Origin of the sequence: Shewanella sp. MMG014 (genome assembly GCF_018100775.1) — a bacterium.
GTDB lineage: Bacteria > Pseudomonadota > Gammaproteobacteria > Enterobacterales > Shewanellaceae > Shewanella > Shewanella japonica.
The window spans coordinates 92,046-108,913 of the sequence record NZ_JAGJDZ010000014.1 but is presented as its reverse complement, the minus strand read 5'-3'; the positions used below and the strand labels follow the sequence as shown (position 1 = coordinate 108,913).

Below are 16,868 nucleotides of genomic sequence, written 5' to 3'. Positions count from 1 at the left end.
ATGAACGTCATGTGAGGAGCAACGATGTCAACAAAATCTGATGCCTGTGCACAACCAGGCTTAATGGCACCCCAAGATGCAATTAACGCGCTTTTAGCACAAGTCAGTGTCATTGAAGATAGCGAGATGGTGGGCTTAAATGATGCTGTTGGGCGGATTTTGTCTGAAGATTTAGCATCATGTATTGATTTACCACCTTTTGACAATTCTTCTATGGATGGTTATGCCTTCCGTTATGACGATTTAACAGGCGAGACAGCAACAACACTGACACAGGTCGGTACTTCTTTTGCGGGTCACCCATACACAGGGCCTATTAAACCCAACACTTGCATTCGAATCATGACTGGCGCCCCTGTGCCTGCTGGCTATGACACAGTACAGATGCAAGAAAAGACTCAAGCGGATGGTGAAAGCATCACTATCGAACACCCTAGCGCCAAAGGCAATAGTATTCGCTATCGTGGTGAAGAGTTACTGGCAGGAACCAATGTATTAAAAAGCGGTACTCAAATTCGTGCTGCCGAAATGGGCGTACTGGCGACTATCGGAATTAGCCAAGTGCGAGTAAAGCGTCGCTTAACGGTTGCCTTCTTTTCAACAGGCGATGAACTCCGCCCTGTTGGTAGCGAGTTAGCACCAGGACAAATTTATGACTCTAACCGTTATTCAATTCAAGGATTGCTAACTCAAGCAAATGTTGAATGGATAGACTTAGGTGTTATTGAGGATGATAAAGAAGCCATTCGTGGCGCTTTTAAAGAAGCGGCAGACAGAGCAGATATGGTCCTTACCTCTGGCGGCGTGTCAGTTGGCGATGCTGATTACACTAAGCAAATTTTATCAGAAGTAGGTGAAATTACCTTTTGGCGTTTAGCCATCAAACCAGGTAAACCTTTTGCATTTGGTAAACTTGGCAACGCCGTATTCTGTGGTTTACCGGGTAACCCTGTTTCTTCAATGGTAACTTTCTATAAACTCGTTTGGCCAATCATCAATAAAATGCAAGGGTTAACCCCTAAGCCAGCCTTAGTGGTCAATGCAACCCTATCAACGCCTATCCGTAAACAACCTGGCCGAGCCGAATATCAACGTGGTATTTTAAGCCGCAATGAGAACGGTGAACTTATTGTTGCTTCTACAGGTGGCCAAGGCTCAGGTATGTTGACCTCAATGAGTTTGGCAAATTGCTTTATTAACTTAGATCAAGACCAAGGGGATATTGCCGCTGGTGCAACCGTTCACGTCGAGCCATTTACCAGTGTGCTGTGCTAAGGAAATATCATGACTCAGATACCTAAAGATAATGAAGTCGATATTTTAACTGACAATGAAATGCTGCGTTATAGCCGTCAGATCTCCATTAAAGCAATGGATATTGAAGGCCAAGAAAAGCTTAAACAAGCAAAAGTGTTAGTCATTGGAGCCGGTGGTCTTGGGTGCACGGTGACACAATACCTCGCTGTCGCGGGTGTAGGTGAAATGACCATTGTCGATTTTGACACTGTAGAGTTATCCAATCTACAGCGCCAAGTCTTACATCAAGATGCCAATATTGGCCAAGCAAAAGTCGACTCTGCCAAGCAAACACTTGCTCAATTGAACCCGCTCATCACTATCAATACCATCAATCAATTTTTGGATGAGGATCGTATTGATGCGTTGGTTGCTGAACATGGGTTAGTACTCGATTGCACCGACAATGTTCAAGTCAGAGAGCAACTAAATCAAAGCTGCTTTAAACATAAAGTCAGCTTTATCTCAGCTGCCGCGATCAGAATGGAAGGCACTGTCACTGTTTTTGATTATCAAGCCAGCTCTCCTTGCTATCACTGTTACAGCAGTTTGTTTGGAGAACAGCAGTTGACCTGCGTCGAGTCTGGTATTCTAGCGCCAGTTGTTGGTCTCGTCGGCTGCATTCAAGCAACTGAAGCTATCAAAGCCATTAGCCAGTTTGGTCAAGGCTTAAATGGACGCATTTTAATGATTGATGCGATGACAATGGAGTTTCGAGAGATGAAGCTACCAAAGCAAACTAATTGCTCTGTTTGTGGTGGAGAAAAGTAACAAAAACGGCAATTTGTGGTTATCTTGTCTATAGTTAAATAATGAAAAATAGCAGCGTAATCAGGATGCTAAAATGTTCATTGATTTAAAGATAACCACTGTATTATCTTGCTTCAAAAAACACTGTGAGTTAATAAGCCCGCTTAGCTTGGCAATTTACAGTGTCATTTTAGGTAGCTTAACAGCCTGTTCAGGCGATGACATAACGCCGCTACATTCAACTAATCCTGCTTCGAATTATTGTTTAGATAACGATGGGACACTTGAAACCATAAAACACATCAATGGCGATATCTTGTTATGCACTTTACCTGACGGAGAAGTCATCGAAACTTGGGAATTATTTAGACGGGATCACCAAAAAACCTAATCAATTTATAAGTGGTTAAACTTAATTTATGCCACTTTCAGCAAGCTTTACATCCTCAACACCTTGCAAATCTGCCGTTTCAGCACTAAGTAGTGCTTTAGCTGCTTGTTCCTCTACTGCCCTATCCGCTTTTGAAATATATTTAGGTTTATTACTCGCGCCAGCCTTTTTCGCATTGGCTTTTTTAGCTTTACCTTTTAGGGTTTGATTAATTTTTTTACGTCGGTTCATCTTAGTATTACCCTAAAGTACATATGGAAAAGCGGTTTCATTACAGCTCTGTCAGTCGAGGGGGGATTTTACAATCTATACACCAAAATACCAATTCAAAATCGCTTCAACCATCGACGCAATTAAGAATTGGCCTTTCTGTTACAGCTACTCACTCATAAAAAGTGCTTGTTGCTCATCCCCGCAGTTCTCGCTAAATGCCTATTCTTGTATTACAACCCAAATGGCATGGAGCAAACCAGGAATGAAAAATAACAGGCACAAGATAACGTTAATAAGTAAGTCTTTCCCCACACCTTTTTTCAAAAAAACCGCAACCGGTGGCAATAAAATAGCAATGATAATGAGTAATAGTTTATTTGTATCCATAAGTGTTTAATCCTTTATTTGTAAGTGAATCAATTTAATTACAGCTCAACTGCAACAATTTGTTAAACAGTTCAAATATCATTATGATGATTAATAAATACAATTTATTCTTGATTTTTAATCATTTAAGCTAATTACTATGTAGAAGGTGCGATGATAGAAAACAGTAGCCTTATTCTCGTTCAAGTTATTTGCCTATTAAGCTTCGCAGCGACAATAGCTTGGACAGTTATGGTCACCCCAATGCGAGTTGCGCCTAGCGCAAGTTGGCGATTCGCATTAGCTAATTTTTCTATCTTGATAGGTATGTTGCTGTATACCCAGCGCACATTTGAACCCAGTTACCTGCATTGGCTCGTTGCAGATAATATTATTCTAGTCGGTTTTTGCTTATTGCGCTGGGGAGCCCAGCGTTTATATCATCTCAATTCCAGTTATCAGTTTGATATTGGCGTATTACTGGTCACCTGCGGCTTCATGCTCATGGTACAACCCCAAGCAGAAAATGCGTCCTATCTCATGATCATCTTATCCTTGGCCGCCTCGGTGTTATTTTTCATGTTAGCCAAAGATCATTACACCGCTTTCAAAGCTAACTTTACCGCTTTTGCCACTTACTGGCTGGTTGTCCCTATTTTCTTGATTGGTTTATTGTTCTTTATCCGCTCGGTAATTTTAATTATCTATCCAGAAAAAGTAGCCACCTATGCAGCTTTTAACACTGAACAATCCATCCCTGTTCTTTGGACTTACATCGTCCTTATTTTAGTCGTCAACATTCTCATTATTGGCAACACCATTAATCGCCTAGTCGTTAAAATAATGACGCTTGCTAACAAAGATCCTTTAACAGATCTTTGGAATCGAAATGCATTACAGAAAAAGTTAACCGCTGAACATGAGCGCTGGCTACGAGATAAAGTGATGTATAGCGTCGTGTTAATCGACATAGACCACTTCAAACAAATTAATGACACTCACGGGCATACCGCAGGGGATGAAGTATTAAAGCTGACCGCTAAACGGCTTAGTAAAGTGACCAGAAAAATAGACTTTTTGTGCCGTTTTGGCGGAGAAGAGTTTGTACTAATTTTACCTAACACCACTGAGCAACAAGTTCTTTGTGTTGCAGATAAGCTGCAACAGACGCTAGCAGAGATTGACTTTGAATGGCAAGGTACACCGATTCAAATACAAGCGAGTATTGGCTGTGTCACCATCACGGAATCACTAGCAGTAGATTCGCTATTACAGTTGGCAGATAAAGCGATGTATGAAGCAAAAGCCAGTGGTCGTAACTGTATCAAAAGTGCTAATTAGCCATACAGTCTCGGACATCAAGCTTAATTTTCCAACTCATGCCTAAATCGCTGAAGGTTTAGTTTTGGCTTTCGGCCAATCTAGTGCTGCCGGAGTCTTCCAATCACCTTGTAATTGCTTAATGACCTTTTCATTTGAAAAGATCTCACCAGAGACTGGAAGTTGGTTTATGTGATAATGCTGCCCTTTGTAATAAAAATCTAATGCCATAGCATGCAAATAACAACGATCGCTTTGTTCGGCGCCATAAAGCGTGTCTCCAACTATCGGAACGCCAATACTGACCAAGGCAACTCGTAACTGATGGGTTTTACCACTTAACGGTTTTAATAGGTACAGTCGCAAGCCGTTTTCTAGCGAGTAAGAGAAAAACTGAGTGATAGCAGGATTCTCTTTGCTGCGAAGCAATTTATACATACTGCGCCGAGATTTACTCATGTCACCGATAACCCAACCTTGCTTTTTTTTCGGTTTACCCTGAGCAATGGCGACATAGTATTTTTGAATACGATGCTCAGTAAACAACGCAGTAAACTCCGCTGCAGCTTGGGCAGATTTGGCTAAAATAAGCAGCCCCGAGGTTGGTGTATCTAAACGATGAACACTAAATAGCTTAATACCTAAATCAGCCTCAACTTGAGCAACCACTCCTGCACTGCCATCTTGGCTGTGGAAATGCACATTAGGCGATTTATTGATCACAATAAAGTCAGGGTGTTGTTCAACGATTTGATACATAGACTGATTTCTGTTGGGGAAAATGAGTAAGGTTTATCTGTTTTACCAGCTGGCTTAAAACTGAATGTCGACAATCAAACCCGGGTGATTATCTTTAAGTTCAATAGTAGCATGATGACGCGATAAAATCGCTTTCACCATTGATAAACCAAGCCCAGTCCCCTTGTGGTGACGACTTGGATCAAGCCTCACAAGACGCTCAAATACTCGCTCTTTGTCTTCGTCGCTGATCCCGGGGCCGTTATCAATAATCTGCACAGTGCGACCAGTTTGAACAATTTTAATCTCGGCATCTTCAGGCGCATATTTAATAGCGTTATCAACTAAGTTAAACAGCGCTTGGAATAACAAATATTTATCGCCTGAAATGGTCACATCATTAGCCACACTTAGTGACAAGGTTTGCTGCTTCGACTCCGCAACCACCTCTGCCATTTCAAACAAGTCTTCACATAATAACTGCAAACTCACAGGCTGTTTATCTAACGTCTGCTGGCCTTCTTCAATGCGTGTTAATGACAGCATCGCATCAAAAGTCGCTAAACAATGATCCAGTTCTTCAAGTAGCATAGCCGTGAGTTCTGGCACCTGTTCAGCTGGTTTACTCGGTAACTGCTCAATGCCTATGCGCAAATGTGATAAAGGTGTTCGTAAGTCATGGGCAATATTATCGGTCACGCCTCGCACTGACATTAAATTATGCTCAAGCGTATCTAACACTCGGTTAAATTGTCCGGCTAGCATGTCAAATTCATCTTGATTATGACTAACGGGCAAACGGGTGTCGTACTCGCCTTGTTCAATTTTCTCACTGAGTAAATTGTACTGTACCAATCGTCTTAAAATGGCCTTGGAAAACACAAAACCAACCGCAAGAGTGATGCCCAAAGTAAACGCAACCGCCCAAAAAGCAGCATTGATAAACTTCTCAATTAAGGCTGACAAATTATCGGTTCGGGTTGCAATCAGCACAGGCCCGTAATGGGTCATGACGATTCCGCCAGTGAGGATATGTAGCTTATCAGGGCCACCCGTCAAAATCGGAAAGTCACGGGTTTTAGGCAATAGCGGCATGTTGTCTGGCACAAAACTTAATGCACCAACCATATCTACACTGTTACGCCATGCTATGAGCGCAGTTTTGGGATCCGCTGCGCGTATTTGGGCTGCAAAGCTGCGACGGTCAACCGTTAAGGCTAACTGCTGATAACGTTGCATTTCTGTGGCAAGGTGCTGCTCGACTTGGTTTTCCTGTTCAATCACCAATTGCCGATAGAGCCCAAACACCAGTAACACAATGAGTAAGGTTACCAGTGTTGAGAAAATCAGCGTTATTCGCCAAGCACTACTTTGGTAGGGTTTAATTCCCTTTGCAAAGGCGATATCCAGCCCCTCGAACCGTTTCAATGATTTCAGGGTGGCCTAACTCTTCAAACTTACGACGTAATTTAGCAATGTGCACATCGATGACATTGGTGCGAGGATCAAAGTGATAATCCCATACTGCTTCAAATAACAATGTGCGACTGATAACTTGATTAGGGTGTTCCATCAGATACTTAAGCAACTGAAACTCTTTAGGTTGTAACAATAACTCATGTTCATCAAGTGTCACTTTACGAGTCAACAACTCCATTTTTAAGTTGCCCACTTCCAAGTCTGTATTGGCTGCAGACGGAGCGTTACGCTGAATAAGCTTCTCTGCACGCACTTGTAACTCAGCAAAAGCAAATGGCTTGGTCATATAGTCATCACCACCAGCACGTAAACCTTTTACACGCTCATCCACATGGCTTAGTGCCGAAAGGATTAATACTGGAGTCTGGTTACCGTTATTACGTAATGCCGTAAGTAATGTAAGTCCATCAAGCTGAGGTAACATGCGATCTAAAATGATAATGTCATATTGATTATGTTTAGCTTGGTGCAAGCCATCATGGCCGTTTGTCGCGGTATCGACTTGATATTGTTGAGCGGTAAAACCTTCAGCAACATATTGTAGCGTGGTTGCGTCATCTTCAACGATTAATACTCGCATAGTGCTATTCCTTCGTTTTACAGCATGAAATTCATTGTGAGTTTAGTCCCACTGCAATAATGGCAATGGGCGTAATTCTTCAATATCAAACGCTATCGTATGCTTACTAGAGACGTTCAGCAGTTTTAGCTCAAGATAGCTGATGGCAAGGTCGTGATCTAACTCAGCTTCAATTAAATACCCAGACTGATTTTCTTTTGCCAACTTAACTAATTCGGTAAAAGTCATGCCTTTTGAAATTAATACCTTGGCAGCCTTCACCTGATCTAAATCATCGGACTCAAGCGTCGTTAATTTCTTTTTCATCAAGGCGCCATCAACAGCAAAAAAAGACAGCTCAGTGATTTCACTGTCTTCAAGGTTGAGTACATCCACTTCATAGATTAACTGACCATTTTCCACATCCATATCAAATGAAGAAACAATACCGCGATAATCTAATTCAATTTGTTCAATCACAGTTATCGGTTGCACGTATCCACCTTCAGACAACAAAGTATGCATACTCGGGGTTGCCATCACCATTGACGGGAACACAACTAGCAACGACAAAACGATACGGAACATGAAAGCCTCAATAAAGAGAATTGGAATAGTGATACTTTACCTAAGCCCGACAAAAGACCCAAGCTTTGTAAGATTAATAATTGATCATGATTCTAGTATATGAACTTGTTCAGATTTAAGCGCGATAGTCGTCTCTAATCCCGGTTTCAAGTTCAATTTAGTGGCCAAGTGAGAAGGAACATCCATATTAAAGGTCTCTTTCACATCCCGCATAGAGGCCTTAACACGCACAGATTCTCCCATGACCAAAATCGAATCGATGACGATATCCAGTTTATTAATGCTACGACATAATCGCCCACTGGAAATGGCATTAAAGCGAATGCCTTGGTTTGGAATGACCCAACGTACCTGTTGGCCTATCGCCAACTCTGGCGCACTATCACTGGCGATGATCTGTTCGCCCATTTTAAGCCATGTGATATTGGCTTCCTCATCTCGCCCACTGACTTCGGCGTGAAATATATTACGCAGCCCCATTTGCCTTGCGACGGTTTCATTACGGGGATGGGACAATACTTCAAACGGCTCCCCTTGCTGAAGCATATTTCCCTGACTGATAAGAATCATTTTATCGGCCAGCAACAAGGCTTCATTCATATCATGGGTCACCATGATAACGGGTATAGATAATTGCGATTTGAGCCGTGCAAGCTCGATATATAATCGCTCACGGGTTTCCCTATCTACGGCAGAGAAGGGCTCATCAAGTAATAACACCGAAGGCTCACGGGCTAATGCCCTCGCTAAAGCCACACGTTGACGCTGACCACCAGATAATTGCGCAGGCAACCTAGCAGGCAGTCCATGTAAGTTAACGCGCTCAAGCCAGTCTAGAGCCCTCGCTTTACGTTCGCTCTTAGGGATATGGTCTAAACCAGAAATGACATTATCAAGGGCTGTTAAATGTGGGAACAAGCCAAAATGCTGCGGCACATAGCCGATATGACGCTGTTGAGGCGATAAATGCAACTTAGGCTCACTCGCATACCAGTCTTGTCCGCCACATTGAATGGTGCCCTTTTCAGGCGAACTCAGACCAGCAATCATCCGCAATAAGGTGGTTTTACCTCCACCAGACGGCCCTACTACAGCCAAGACTTCGCCAGCCTTACAATCGAATTTGGCCGATAAAGGAATAGGAAGTTGCTGCGAAATATCGCAATGTAAATCAGCGTTGCGGGTTGGCATGCTGCCCCCCAATACGCTTTGATAAACTGGTAGTGATTGCCAGTACACTAATGGCAAAGACAAGCAGCACTAACGACATCGTACCCGCCGCTTCAAAGTCAAAGGCTTGCACACTGTCATAAATGGCAATTGAAATGGTTTTCGTTTCACCAGCGATATTGCCGCCTAACATCAATACCACACCAAACTCACCTAATACGTGGGAAAAACATAATACCACCGCAGTTAAAATCCCGGGCCAGATCATCGGTAATTCGATTTTGAGAAATATGCGCCACCAGCTCATACCACAGCATGCTGCGGCATCTGGAATATCATGGGGGATAGTTTCAAAAGCACGTTGAATTGGCTGAACAGCGAAGGGAATATTGACCAAGATAGACGCAATAACCAATCCGGAAAAATTAAACACTAATTGTGCACCAGTAAATTGCTCAACCCATTGCCCAATAAGGCTTTGGCTGCCTAAGCCAACCAATAAGTAATAACCAATAACAGTCGGCGGCAACACAAGTGGCACCATAATCAAGGCTTCAACCCAAGACTTGCCTTTAAACTGGCGGTAAGCCAAAAAACGGCCAACAAATACCGCCATTGGGACTAAAATTAATACGGTTACACTGCTTAACTTGGCCGATAGCCACAATGACTGCCAATCCATAAATTACTCTTCCGCCACTTGCTGTCTTGGTTGTGGTGCACGAAGTTTAGGTTGATGCAAATGATGCTTGTCTGTCAGTGAGTCTGGAAAACCAAAACCGTAATTTTCTAATACGTCATGAGCCGCACTCGACTTCATGTATTCATAAAACGCTTTGGTGGTATCACCAGCTTTAGGGGTCATCACCATGCGTTGATTAATCGGTTGATATAAAGACTGCGGGATTTCAACATAGCGTCCCATTTTGCTGAACTGCGGCGCAGAAGCTAATGATAACGCCACAATACCACCTTGAGCAGAACCGCTTAGGGCAAATTGAGCCGCCTGAGAGACATTTTCACCCATAATGATGGTTGACTGCAGTGCTTCCCAAAGGCCTTTGTCTGTTAATAGCGCTTGAGCACGTTCGCCGTAGGGAGCGTGAGCCGGATTAGCAATCACAAAACGTTTAATTTCGCCTTGCTCAATTGCCGCTTCAAGACCTGCAAGTTGTGGATCAAGGTTTAAAGAAGAGTTATTAGGCGCAACAAGGGCAAGTTTACCAATGGCATAAATATCACCATCAGAGTCAGTTTTACCGACTTTATGTAACTGCTGTACATAAAACTCATCAGCGCTAAGCAGCATTTCAAAAGGCGCACCATGTTGAATCTGCGCCACAAAATTACCAGAAGAACCGTAAGACACTCTAAGCTTCAGGCCCGTTTCAGCGGTAAAGTTCGCCACAATTTCATCTAAGGCAAACTTCACATTCGATGCTGCAGCAATCGCAGGGGGGTTGGCTGCTTGTGCCGAGAATGACACTAAGGTCACCAAACCAATGACCCCACTCAACACTAAAGCTTGAATACCCTGCGACAAACGGCAACTCACGGTCATAAACTTAGTGTCCTTATTTACTTAACATCATTCCACATTGATGCAGCTTGTTCGTCCGAGTCGCGTGCTTCAACCCAGTTATTGCCTTCTTCACCGGCTTCTAATTTCCAAAATGGCGCTTTGGTTTTTAAGAAATCGATTAAGAATTCACACGCTGCAAATGCCGCTTTACGATGCATACTGGTGACACCGATAAACACGATTTGCTCGCCTAGTTCCATACGACCTACGCGGTGAATAATCGTGACATAGTTTAGCGGCCAGCGCTCATAAGCTTGCTCCGCTAATTGGACTAATACCGCTTCTGTCATACCAGGATAATGCTCAAGGGTCAGATCCGTTACCGCACTGCCATCATTAAAATCACGCACTTTACCGGCAAAGGTCACCACAGCGCCGTCACTGTTGTCAGCCGCAATAGCAGCGTATTCATCGGCGACATTAAAATCGGCCGTCTGAACACGGACGACTTGTTTTGGGTTTGTTTCTTTACTGGCCGTCATATTAACCGCCTGTCACTGGAGGGAAAAAAGCAACTTCATCACCATCAGCAACCGCAGCATCCCATGCGCTCATGGTTTGATTCACGGCAACAAGTAGTTTGTCTGAAGACAAGACTTTTGCCCATTTCTCATCAGTCGATGCCAATGCTTGGCGTAACTGCTCAGTGTTTGTGATCCCTTCAGCTGAGATTTCTGTTTTGGCTGTACCCAGTAACTCTCTAACTTGTGCAAAAAATAAAACCTGAATCATGACAATGTCTCTTTAAATATTTTGGATGCCAGCGAAAAATTAATCTTCAGCTTGGAAGTGACCTGATTTACCACCACGCTTTTCGAGTAAACGTACTTGGGAAATAATCATGTCTTTTTGAACCGCTTTACACATGTCGTAAATCGTTAACGCCGCCGTTGCTGCAGCCGTTAATGCTTCCATCTCAACACCGGTTTTACCAGAAAGTTTACATAAACTGGTAATACGAACGCGGTTGTGTTCTGGTTGAGCTTCTAAGTCCACTTCAACTTTCGTCAACATGAGTGGATGACATAGCGGGATTAAATCTGAGGTTTTTTTAGCAGCTTGAATACCTGCAATACGGGCTGTCGCAAACACATCACCTTTGTGATGGCTGCCACTCATGATCATTTCTAACGTACTTGGCGCCATCTCAATGAATGCTTCAGCACGCGCTTCACGTTCAGTAATGTTTTTCTCTGTCACATCGACCATGTGCGCATTGCCATCGGCATTGATATGGGTAAAACAATTGCTCATGCTAACTTGCCTTATAAAATCTAGATGTCAGTTAGGGATTGAATTTAGCAACCAAGATTAGCCACCAATTGATGCTAAATGTTTGGTTACGCCTGTTATCCCTTGATGTAAATAATGGGTTTCTTCTTTTTGCGCTAACTGACTGTGTAAACGCTCAATTAACTCTGCTCGTTGAGATTCGTGTTGCAATAAATCTCGTAAGTCCAAACCATTTTCTGTAAATAGACACAAGTGCAATTTACCTTTGGCTGAGACTCGCAGGCGATTACAGCTAGCGCAAAAGTTTTTGGCGTACGGCATAATCAATCCGATACGGCCTTGATAATCTGGATGACTAAAGTTTTGTGCAGGACCATCATCTACGCTAGGTAAGTCATATAACCAGCCTTCTGACTCAAGTTTTAACTTGATATCAAGGCCCGCTAAATGGTGTGCGTTAAAATAATCATGACCCAAGCCCGTTTCCATGAGTTCAATAAAGCGCAAATCAATCGGTGTGCTTTTGATCCAATGTAAAAAACGTGGCAAATCTTTGTCATTTAAGCCTTTTAACAATACGGCGTTAATTTTAATTCGCTCAAATCCAGCATCCAATGCTGCATCGATTCCGCGCATGACCTCATCAAATTTGTTTTCACCAGTAATTTGGTAAAACATCTTAGGATCAAGGCTATCAACTGAAACATTAATGCGTCGCAAGCCTGCGTCGTACCATTCTTTAGCATGTTTTTCGAGACGATAACCGTTGGTTGTCATTGCAACAGTATTAATGTTGTCATTGTCGGCAACAATACGAACGATATCGGTAAAATCTTTTCTTAGTGTCGGCTCACCACCGGTAATGCGGATTTTTTGCGTACCGACCTCGCCAAACGCTTCCACTAAATTTTCTATTTCATTTAGCGCAAGGAACTTAGGCTTGCCATCAGGCTTGTAGCCATCAGGGAGGCAATAGGTACATTTGAAATTACAAACGTCAGTGACTGACATCCGCAGATAGTGAAATCTTCGACCAAAGCTGTCTTGTAGTTGGGACATGTTAACCTTTCCAAGTGTGGGAGGTAAGCGCATTTCTTTACTCACCCCGGTGGCATTATTACCACGGCTAAATACCCGTATCTGTGGACGTAGGATATAGAGCTCGGAGAACCGTCAACCTTGATTATAGGCCTAAAATCACTCGGATCAGTACCTTTTTATGACAATTTGTCCCAGTTTGAGCAAAATCTGTAAAGATTTGCGAGCTAGCTCACGAGCTCAAAATCGCAGTTGCTACTGTGACCTAAGTCATTTTTGAGGTAAGGTGAGTAAAACAAAAAAACAACAAACCCGCCATAAACCGGGAAACGAAGATCAAAGGTGAGATGATGGAACGCGAATCTATGGAATTCGATGTAGTAATAGTCGGTGCAGGACCTGCCGGACTCGCTACTGCATGTCGATTAATGCAAATATCACAAGATGCAGATAAAGAAATGACCGTCTGTGTGGTTGAAAAAGGCTCTGAGGTTGGAGCGCACATCTTATCAGGTGCGGTTTTCGAACCTAAAGTATTGGATGAATTGTTCACAGATTGGCGAGAATCCGATATCCCTTTGAATACCAAAGTGACTCACGACGAGATTTATTTACTTAGCTCAGAGTCAAACTCCAAGTTAATGTCGAACAGCTTAGTGCCTAAAACCATGCATAATGAAGGCAACTATATTATCAGCGTCGGGAACTTAACCCGCTGGTTAGCTGAAAAAGCTGAAGGCTTAGGCGTTGAAATTTTCCCAGGATTTGCTGCAAGTGAAGTGCTGTTTAATCAAGATAACAGCGTAAAAGGCATTTTAATTGGCGATATGGGCGTCGGCGCTAACGGCGAAGAAAAAGACAGCTATATGCCAGGTATGGAATTACATGCCAAATACACCGTCTTTTCTGAAGGTTGTCGAGGCCACCTAGGTAAAGAGCTAATCGCAAAATATCACCTTGATAACGGAAAGACCCCGCAGCATTATGGTTTAGGTTTTAAAGAAATCTGGAAAATTCCTGCCGAGCAACATCAAGAAGGTAAAGTTGTCCATACTGGTGGCTGGCCATTAAACCAAGGTACTTCAGGTGGCGGATTCCTATACCACATGGAAGACAACCAAGTTGCGGTAGGTTTAATCATCGACTTAAACTACAAGAACCCTCACGTCAGTCCATTTGACGAGTTCCAACGTTATAAGCAGCACCCTGTGATCAGCCAAACACTGACAGGTGGTGAACGCTTAACCTACGGCGCGCGCGCAATCGCAAAAGGCGGCTTAAACTCACTGCCAAAAATGAGCTTCCCTGGTGGTCTTCTGATTGGCTGTGATGCTGGCACCTTGAACTTTGCCAAAATTAAAGGCACTCACACTGCAATGAAGAGCGGTATTGTGGCAGCCGAAACCTTAGGTGAAGCCTTAATGGCTGGTGTTGAAGCGGGTAAGGATCTTGATTGTTTCCAAACTCGTATCGAACAAAGCTGGTTACACGAAGAGTTATTCCAATCACGTAACTTTGGCCCTGCTCTGCATAAGTTTGGCACTTATTTGGGGGGCGCATTTAACTTTATCGATCAAAACTGGTTTGGTGGCAAGTTCCCAATCACCTTGCGAGATGAAACCCCAGATCATGCAGAAATGGGCTTAGCGAAAGACTTTACTCCTATAGAGTATCCAAAACCGGATGGTAAATTAAGCTTTGATAAACTGTCTTCTGTTTATCTTTCAAATACCTATCATGAGGAAGATCAGAAGTGTCATTTGCAACTTAAAGATGCCTCAATTCCTATCGCGGTAAACTTAATAAAATACAACGAACCAGCGCAACGATACTGCCCTGCAGGCGTGTATGAAGTCGTCGCTGAAGGTCCTGAAAACAAGTTTGTGATTAATGCGCAAAACTGTATCCACTGTAAAACCTGTGACATAAAAGACCCAAGTCAAAATATCACTTGGGTCACCCCAGAAGGCGGCGGTGGTCCAAACTATCCAAATATGTAGTTGATATCCTTAGTATCACTTAAGCAAAATTGTCACTTGAACAAAACGCACTATTAATTGGTGCGTTTTTTTATTGTATAAATAACCTATTACCGCAAAATTAGCTCAAGACCACATAAAACCTATTTAACTATTCCGCAAATTGCCGATATTAAACATATCGAACTAATTAGGTTGTCCGAATGAATCAGCTAAAACATCTATCCATTAAACAAAAAATCTTGTTCTCGATGATCTTTGGCGTGGTGTTTTCAACCATGCTAGTGGGAGTACTGAGCCAGCGTAGCGCCAAAGTCGTTGTTGAGCAGCGTATGATTGATTCAGAACTGCCGAGCTTATTGATGCAAATACGTCATAGATTAGAGCTTGATATTAACAACTTGCTCAATGCCGCAGAACAACTGGCAAAAAGCCGAATGCTACTGGACTGGGTAGAGCAAGGTCGTCCCAATGATAGAGAAGACGATGTGATTGCCCAGTTAGGTGATATACAAGCACAGTATCAGTTAGTACAAGCCTCCTACGCGGACCGTGAAACAGCAGCTTATTACACTCAAGATGGTTTTCTACGCGTTCTTAATCCGCAGCAAGATAGTTGGTTTTTCGACTATCTCAATAGCGGACAGGAGCGAATGCTGAATGTCTTTACTGAAACAACTGGCGAAGTAAAACTGTTTATCAACTATCAGCAACCTAATGGCCGAGGGTTAGTCGGTTTAGCTAAATCTCTTGATGATATGGTGCAGCAACTTGCTTCATTCAAGATTGAAGATAGTGGCTTTGTTTATCTTGTTGACGCATCAGGTAGCGTGAAACTTCACCCAGATCCGAACCAGATAGGTAAAGCCAATTTAAGTGGGTTTTATTCTGGCACCAATAGCCAATCTTTATTAGCTAAAAATGACTTTAACTTAATGCGCATTGAGGTTAATGGTGAAAGTAAAATGGTGGCAAGTAGTTATATTCCTGCTATGAACTGGTACTTAGTTGCGGAAGTGCCTGAGTCTGAGATTTTTGCCCTACTCGATAAAGCCGTGTACCAAATCATACTTGGCACCATCATTATCGCGGTGTTCTTTATTATCGTAGCAAGTGCTGTTGCTTCTTCAGTGAGTCGCCCTATTGCTAAGGTTGCCGAACTGTTTAAAGATATTGGCGAAGGTGAAGGTGATTTACGCCAACGTCTTCCAGTTGAAGGTCATGATGAACTGGCTCAGCTGGCAAAAGGATTTAATAGCTTTATCACGAAAATACAAGAATCCGTCATTGAAGTGGCTAGAACCAGTGAACAACTGAGTTTATCCGCCAAAGATGTTTCAGCCCAAGCAAACCAAACTTTAGATGACAGCCAGCAGCAAAAAGATAGAACCATTATGGTTGTCACCGCCATTAATGAAATGGGAGCAACGGTCAATGAAATTGCCAGTAATGCAGCCCAAGCAGCGGTAACGGCTAAAGAAGCAGATACCGAATCCTCTGATGGACAGCAAGTGGTAATGAGTGCAAGGAGCACCATTAATCAACTTTCAAATGACGTAGAACAGGTCGGTGAAGTGATTGAGTCGTTGGCGACTCACACTAAGTCTATTGGCGGTATCTTAGATGTGATCCGCGCTATTTCAGAGCAAACCAACTTACTGGCACTCAACGCTGCGATTGAAGCTGCACGTGCTGGAGAAGCTGGTAGAGGGTTCGCAGTGGTTGCTGATGAAGTTAGAAGCCTTGCTTCACGTACAGCGGATTCAACTAACGAAGTGCAAACCATGATTGATAAATTACAATCTGAAGCCAGCCGCGCTGTTGTTGCAATGGAAACATCTCGTAATCGTTCTCAAGAAGGCGTTAACGCTGTGGATGAAGCGAGCCAATCACTTAGCGGTATTAGCCAGCAAATTGCATCAATCAGTGATATGAACATTCAAGTGGCAGCGGCAACAGAAGAGCAATCTACCGTTGTCGAAGACATTAATCGTAATGTCACTGAAATCAACGATATTACTCAGCGCACAGCAGATACAGCCAAGGCAGCAGCCCAAGCCAGTGAATCACTGAATAGCTTAGCAAGTCGACTTGATGTGTTAGTAGCCCGATTTAAAATTGAATAAACGGATGCTTTAATCAGAGACTAAAAACGCACTATACAGT

At 43.0% G+C, this 16,868-nt stretch carries 19 protein-coding genes and 1 riboswitch; of the genes, 6 read left to right on the top strand and 13 right to left on the bottom strand.

Annotation, left to right across the window (positions count from 1 at the left end; all coding sequences use genetic code 11):
• The first annotated feature begins 24 nt into the window (after positions 1–24).
• The 3 genes from glp to J8L86_RS19035 all read left to right on the top strand — a co-directional run bounded on the left by glp (position 25) and on the right by J8L86_RS19035 (position 2,437).
• The gene (glp, locus tag J8L86_RS19045; protein WP_065110531.1) at positions 25–1,275 is read left to right on the top strand and encodes a gephyrin-like molybdotransferase Glp; all 1,251 of its coding nucleotides are present in this window, start codon (positions 25–27) and stop codon (positions 1,273–1,275) included.
• Between the two features lie 9 nt (positions 1,276–1,284).
• Entirely contained in the window at positions 1,285–2,067 is a 783-nt protein-coding gene (gene moeB, locus J8L86_RS19040) for a molybdopterin-synthase adenylyltransferase MoeB (protein ID WP_065110530.1), read from the top strand.
• 73 nt (positions 2,068–2,140) lie between these two features.
• A complete protein-coding gene (locus J8L86_RS19035; RefSeq protein WP_082972481.1) occupies positions 2,141–2,437 on the top strand; it encodes a DUF333 domain-containing protein in 297 nt (98 codons plus the stop codon).
• Between the two features lie 21 nt (positions 2,438–2,458).
• Here the strand turns inward: J8L86_RS19035 and J8L86_RS19030 are convergent, their stop codons facing one another.
• Both J8L86_RS19030 and J8L86_RS19025 read right to left on the bottom strand, forming a co-directional pair.
• A complete protein-coding gene (locus J8L86_RS19030; protein WP_055024189.1) occupies positions 2,459–2,668 on the bottom strand; it encodes a DUF2986 domain-containing protein in 210 nt (69 codons plus the stop codon).
• A 201-nt stretch (positions 2,669–2,869) separates the two neighbouring features.
• Complete coding sequence (locus J8L86_RS19025; protein ID WP_065110529.1) at positions 2,870–3,037, bottom strand: YqaE/Pmp3 family membrane protein; 168 nt, start codon at positions 3,035–3,037, stop codon at positions 2,870–2,872.
• A 153-nt stretch (positions 3,038–3,190) separates the two neighbouring features.
• On the opposite strand from J8L86_RS19025, the gene J8L86_RS19020 reads away from it, so the two are divergent.
• Positions 3,191–4,357, top strand: coding sequence for a GGDEF domain-containing protein (locus tag J8L86_RS19020; RefSeq protein ID WP_211031290.1), 1,167 nt, complete (start codon positions 3,191–3,193; stop codon positions 4,355–4,357).
• 42 nt (positions 4,358–4,399) lie between these two features.
• On the opposite strand, the gene J8L86_RS19015 is transcribed toward J8L86_RS19020, so the two are convergent.
• The 11 genes from J8L86_RS19015 to moaA all read right to left on the bottom strand — a co-directional run bounded on the left by J8L86_RS19015 (position 4,400) and on the right by moaA (position 12,744).
• The gene (locus tag J8L86_RS19015; RefSeq protein WP_211031289.1) at positions 4,400–5,095 is read right to left on the bottom strand and encodes a TIGR01621 family pseudouridine synthase; all 696 of its coding nucleotides are present in this window, start codon (positions 5,093–5,095) and stop codon (positions 4,400–4,402) included.
• 54 nt (positions 5,096–5,149) lie between these two features.
• The gene (locus J8L86_RS19010) at positions 5,150–6,424 is read right to left on the bottom strand and encodes a HAMP domain-containing sensor histidine kinase (RefSeq protein ID WP_225442287.1); all 1,275 of its coding nucleotides are present in this window, start codon (positions 6,422–6,424) and stop codon (positions 5,150–5,152) included.
• A 31-nt stretch (positions 6,425–6,455) separates the two neighbouring features.
• Complete coding sequence (locus J8L86_RS19005) at positions 6,456–7,133, bottom strand: response regulator transcription factor (RefSeq protein ID WP_065110526.1); 678 nt, start codon at positions 7,131–7,133, stop codon at positions 6,456–6,458.
• Between the two features lie 42 nt (positions 7,134–7,175).
• Positions 7,176–7,700 carry a hypothetical protein gene (locus J8L86_RS19000; RefSeq protein WP_055024185.1) on the bottom strand — a complete coding sequence of 175 codons (525 nt, stop codon included), beginning with the start codon at positions 7,698–7,700 and terminating at the stop codon, positions 7,176–7,178.
• Between the two features lie 84 nt (positions 7,701–7,784).
• Positions 7,785–8,891 carry an ABC transporter ATP-binding protein gene (locus J8L86_RS18995; RefSeq protein ID WP_065110525.1) on the bottom strand — a complete coding sequence of 369 codons (1,107 nt, stop codon included), beginning with the start codon at positions 8,889–8,891 and terminating at the stop codon, positions 7,785–7,787.
• A complete protein-coding gene (gene modB, locus J8L86_RS18990) occupies positions 8,872–9,552 on the bottom strand; it encodes a molybdate ABC transporter permease subunit (RefSeq protein ID WP_065110524.1) in 681 nt (226 codons plus the stop codon). Before modB ends, J8L86_RS18995 begins: the two co-directional genes overlap by 20 nt.
• Positions 9,553–9,555: 3 nt before the next feature.
• The gene (gene modA, locus J8L86_RS18985) at positions 9,556–10,431 is read right to left on the bottom strand and encodes a molybdate ABC transporter substrate-binding protein (RefSeq protein WP_211031288.1); all 876 of its coding nucleotides are present in this window, start codon (positions 10,429–10,431) and stop codon (positions 9,556–9,558) included.
• Positions 10,432–10,448: 17 nt separating this feature from the next.
• Positions 10,449–10,934 carry a molybdopterin synthase catalytic subunit MoaE gene (gene moaE / locus J8L86_RS18980; protein WP_065110522.1) on the bottom strand — a complete coding sequence of 162 codons (486 nt, stop codon included), beginning with the start codon at positions 10,932–10,934 and terminating at the stop codon, positions 10,449–10,451.
• A gap of 1 nt (position 10,935) precedes the next feature.
• Entirely contained in the window at positions 10,936–11,184 is a 249-nt protein-coding gene (gene moaD, locus J8L86_RS18975) for a molybdopterin synthase sulfur carrier subunit (RefSeq protein WP_055024180.1), read from the bottom strand.
• A gap of 39 nt (positions 11,185–11,223) precedes the next feature.
• The gene (gene moaC, locus J8L86_RS18970; protein WP_211031287.1) at positions 11,224–11,706 is read right to left on the bottom strand and encodes a cyclic pyranopterin monophosphate synthase MoaC; all 483 of its coding nucleotides are present in this window, start codon (positions 11,704–11,706) and stop codon (positions 11,224–11,226) included.
• A gap of 57 nt (positions 11,707–11,763) precedes the next feature.
• Positions 11,764–12,744: a GTP 3',8-cyclase MoaA gene (moaA, locus tag J8L86_RS18965; protein WP_211031286.1), complete on the bottom strand. Its 981-nt coding sequence runs from the start codon at positions 12,742–12,744 to the stop codon at positions 11,764–11,766.
• Positions 12,732–12,865: riboswitch (molybdenum cofactor riboswitch) on the bottom strand. Its footprint overlaps the gene before it by 13 nt.
• A 208-nt stretch (positions 12,866–13,073) precedes the next feature.
• On the opposite strand from moaA, the gene J8L86_RS18960 reads away from it, so the two are divergent.
• On the top strand, positions 13,074–14,723 hold the full coding sequence (locus tag J8L86_RS18960) for an electron transfer flavoprotein-ubiquinone oxidoreductase (protein WP_119969476.1): 1,650 nt from the start codon (positions 13,074–13,076) through the stop codon (positions 14,721–14,723).
• 182 nt (positions 14,724–14,905) lie between these two features.
• On the top strand, positions 14,906–16,828 hold the full coding sequence (locus tag J8L86_RS18955; protein WP_211031285.1) for a methyl-accepting chemotaxis protein: 1,923 nt from the start codon (positions 14,906–14,908) through the stop codon (positions 16,826–16,828).
• Positions 16,829–16,868 lie beyond the last annotated feature (40 nt).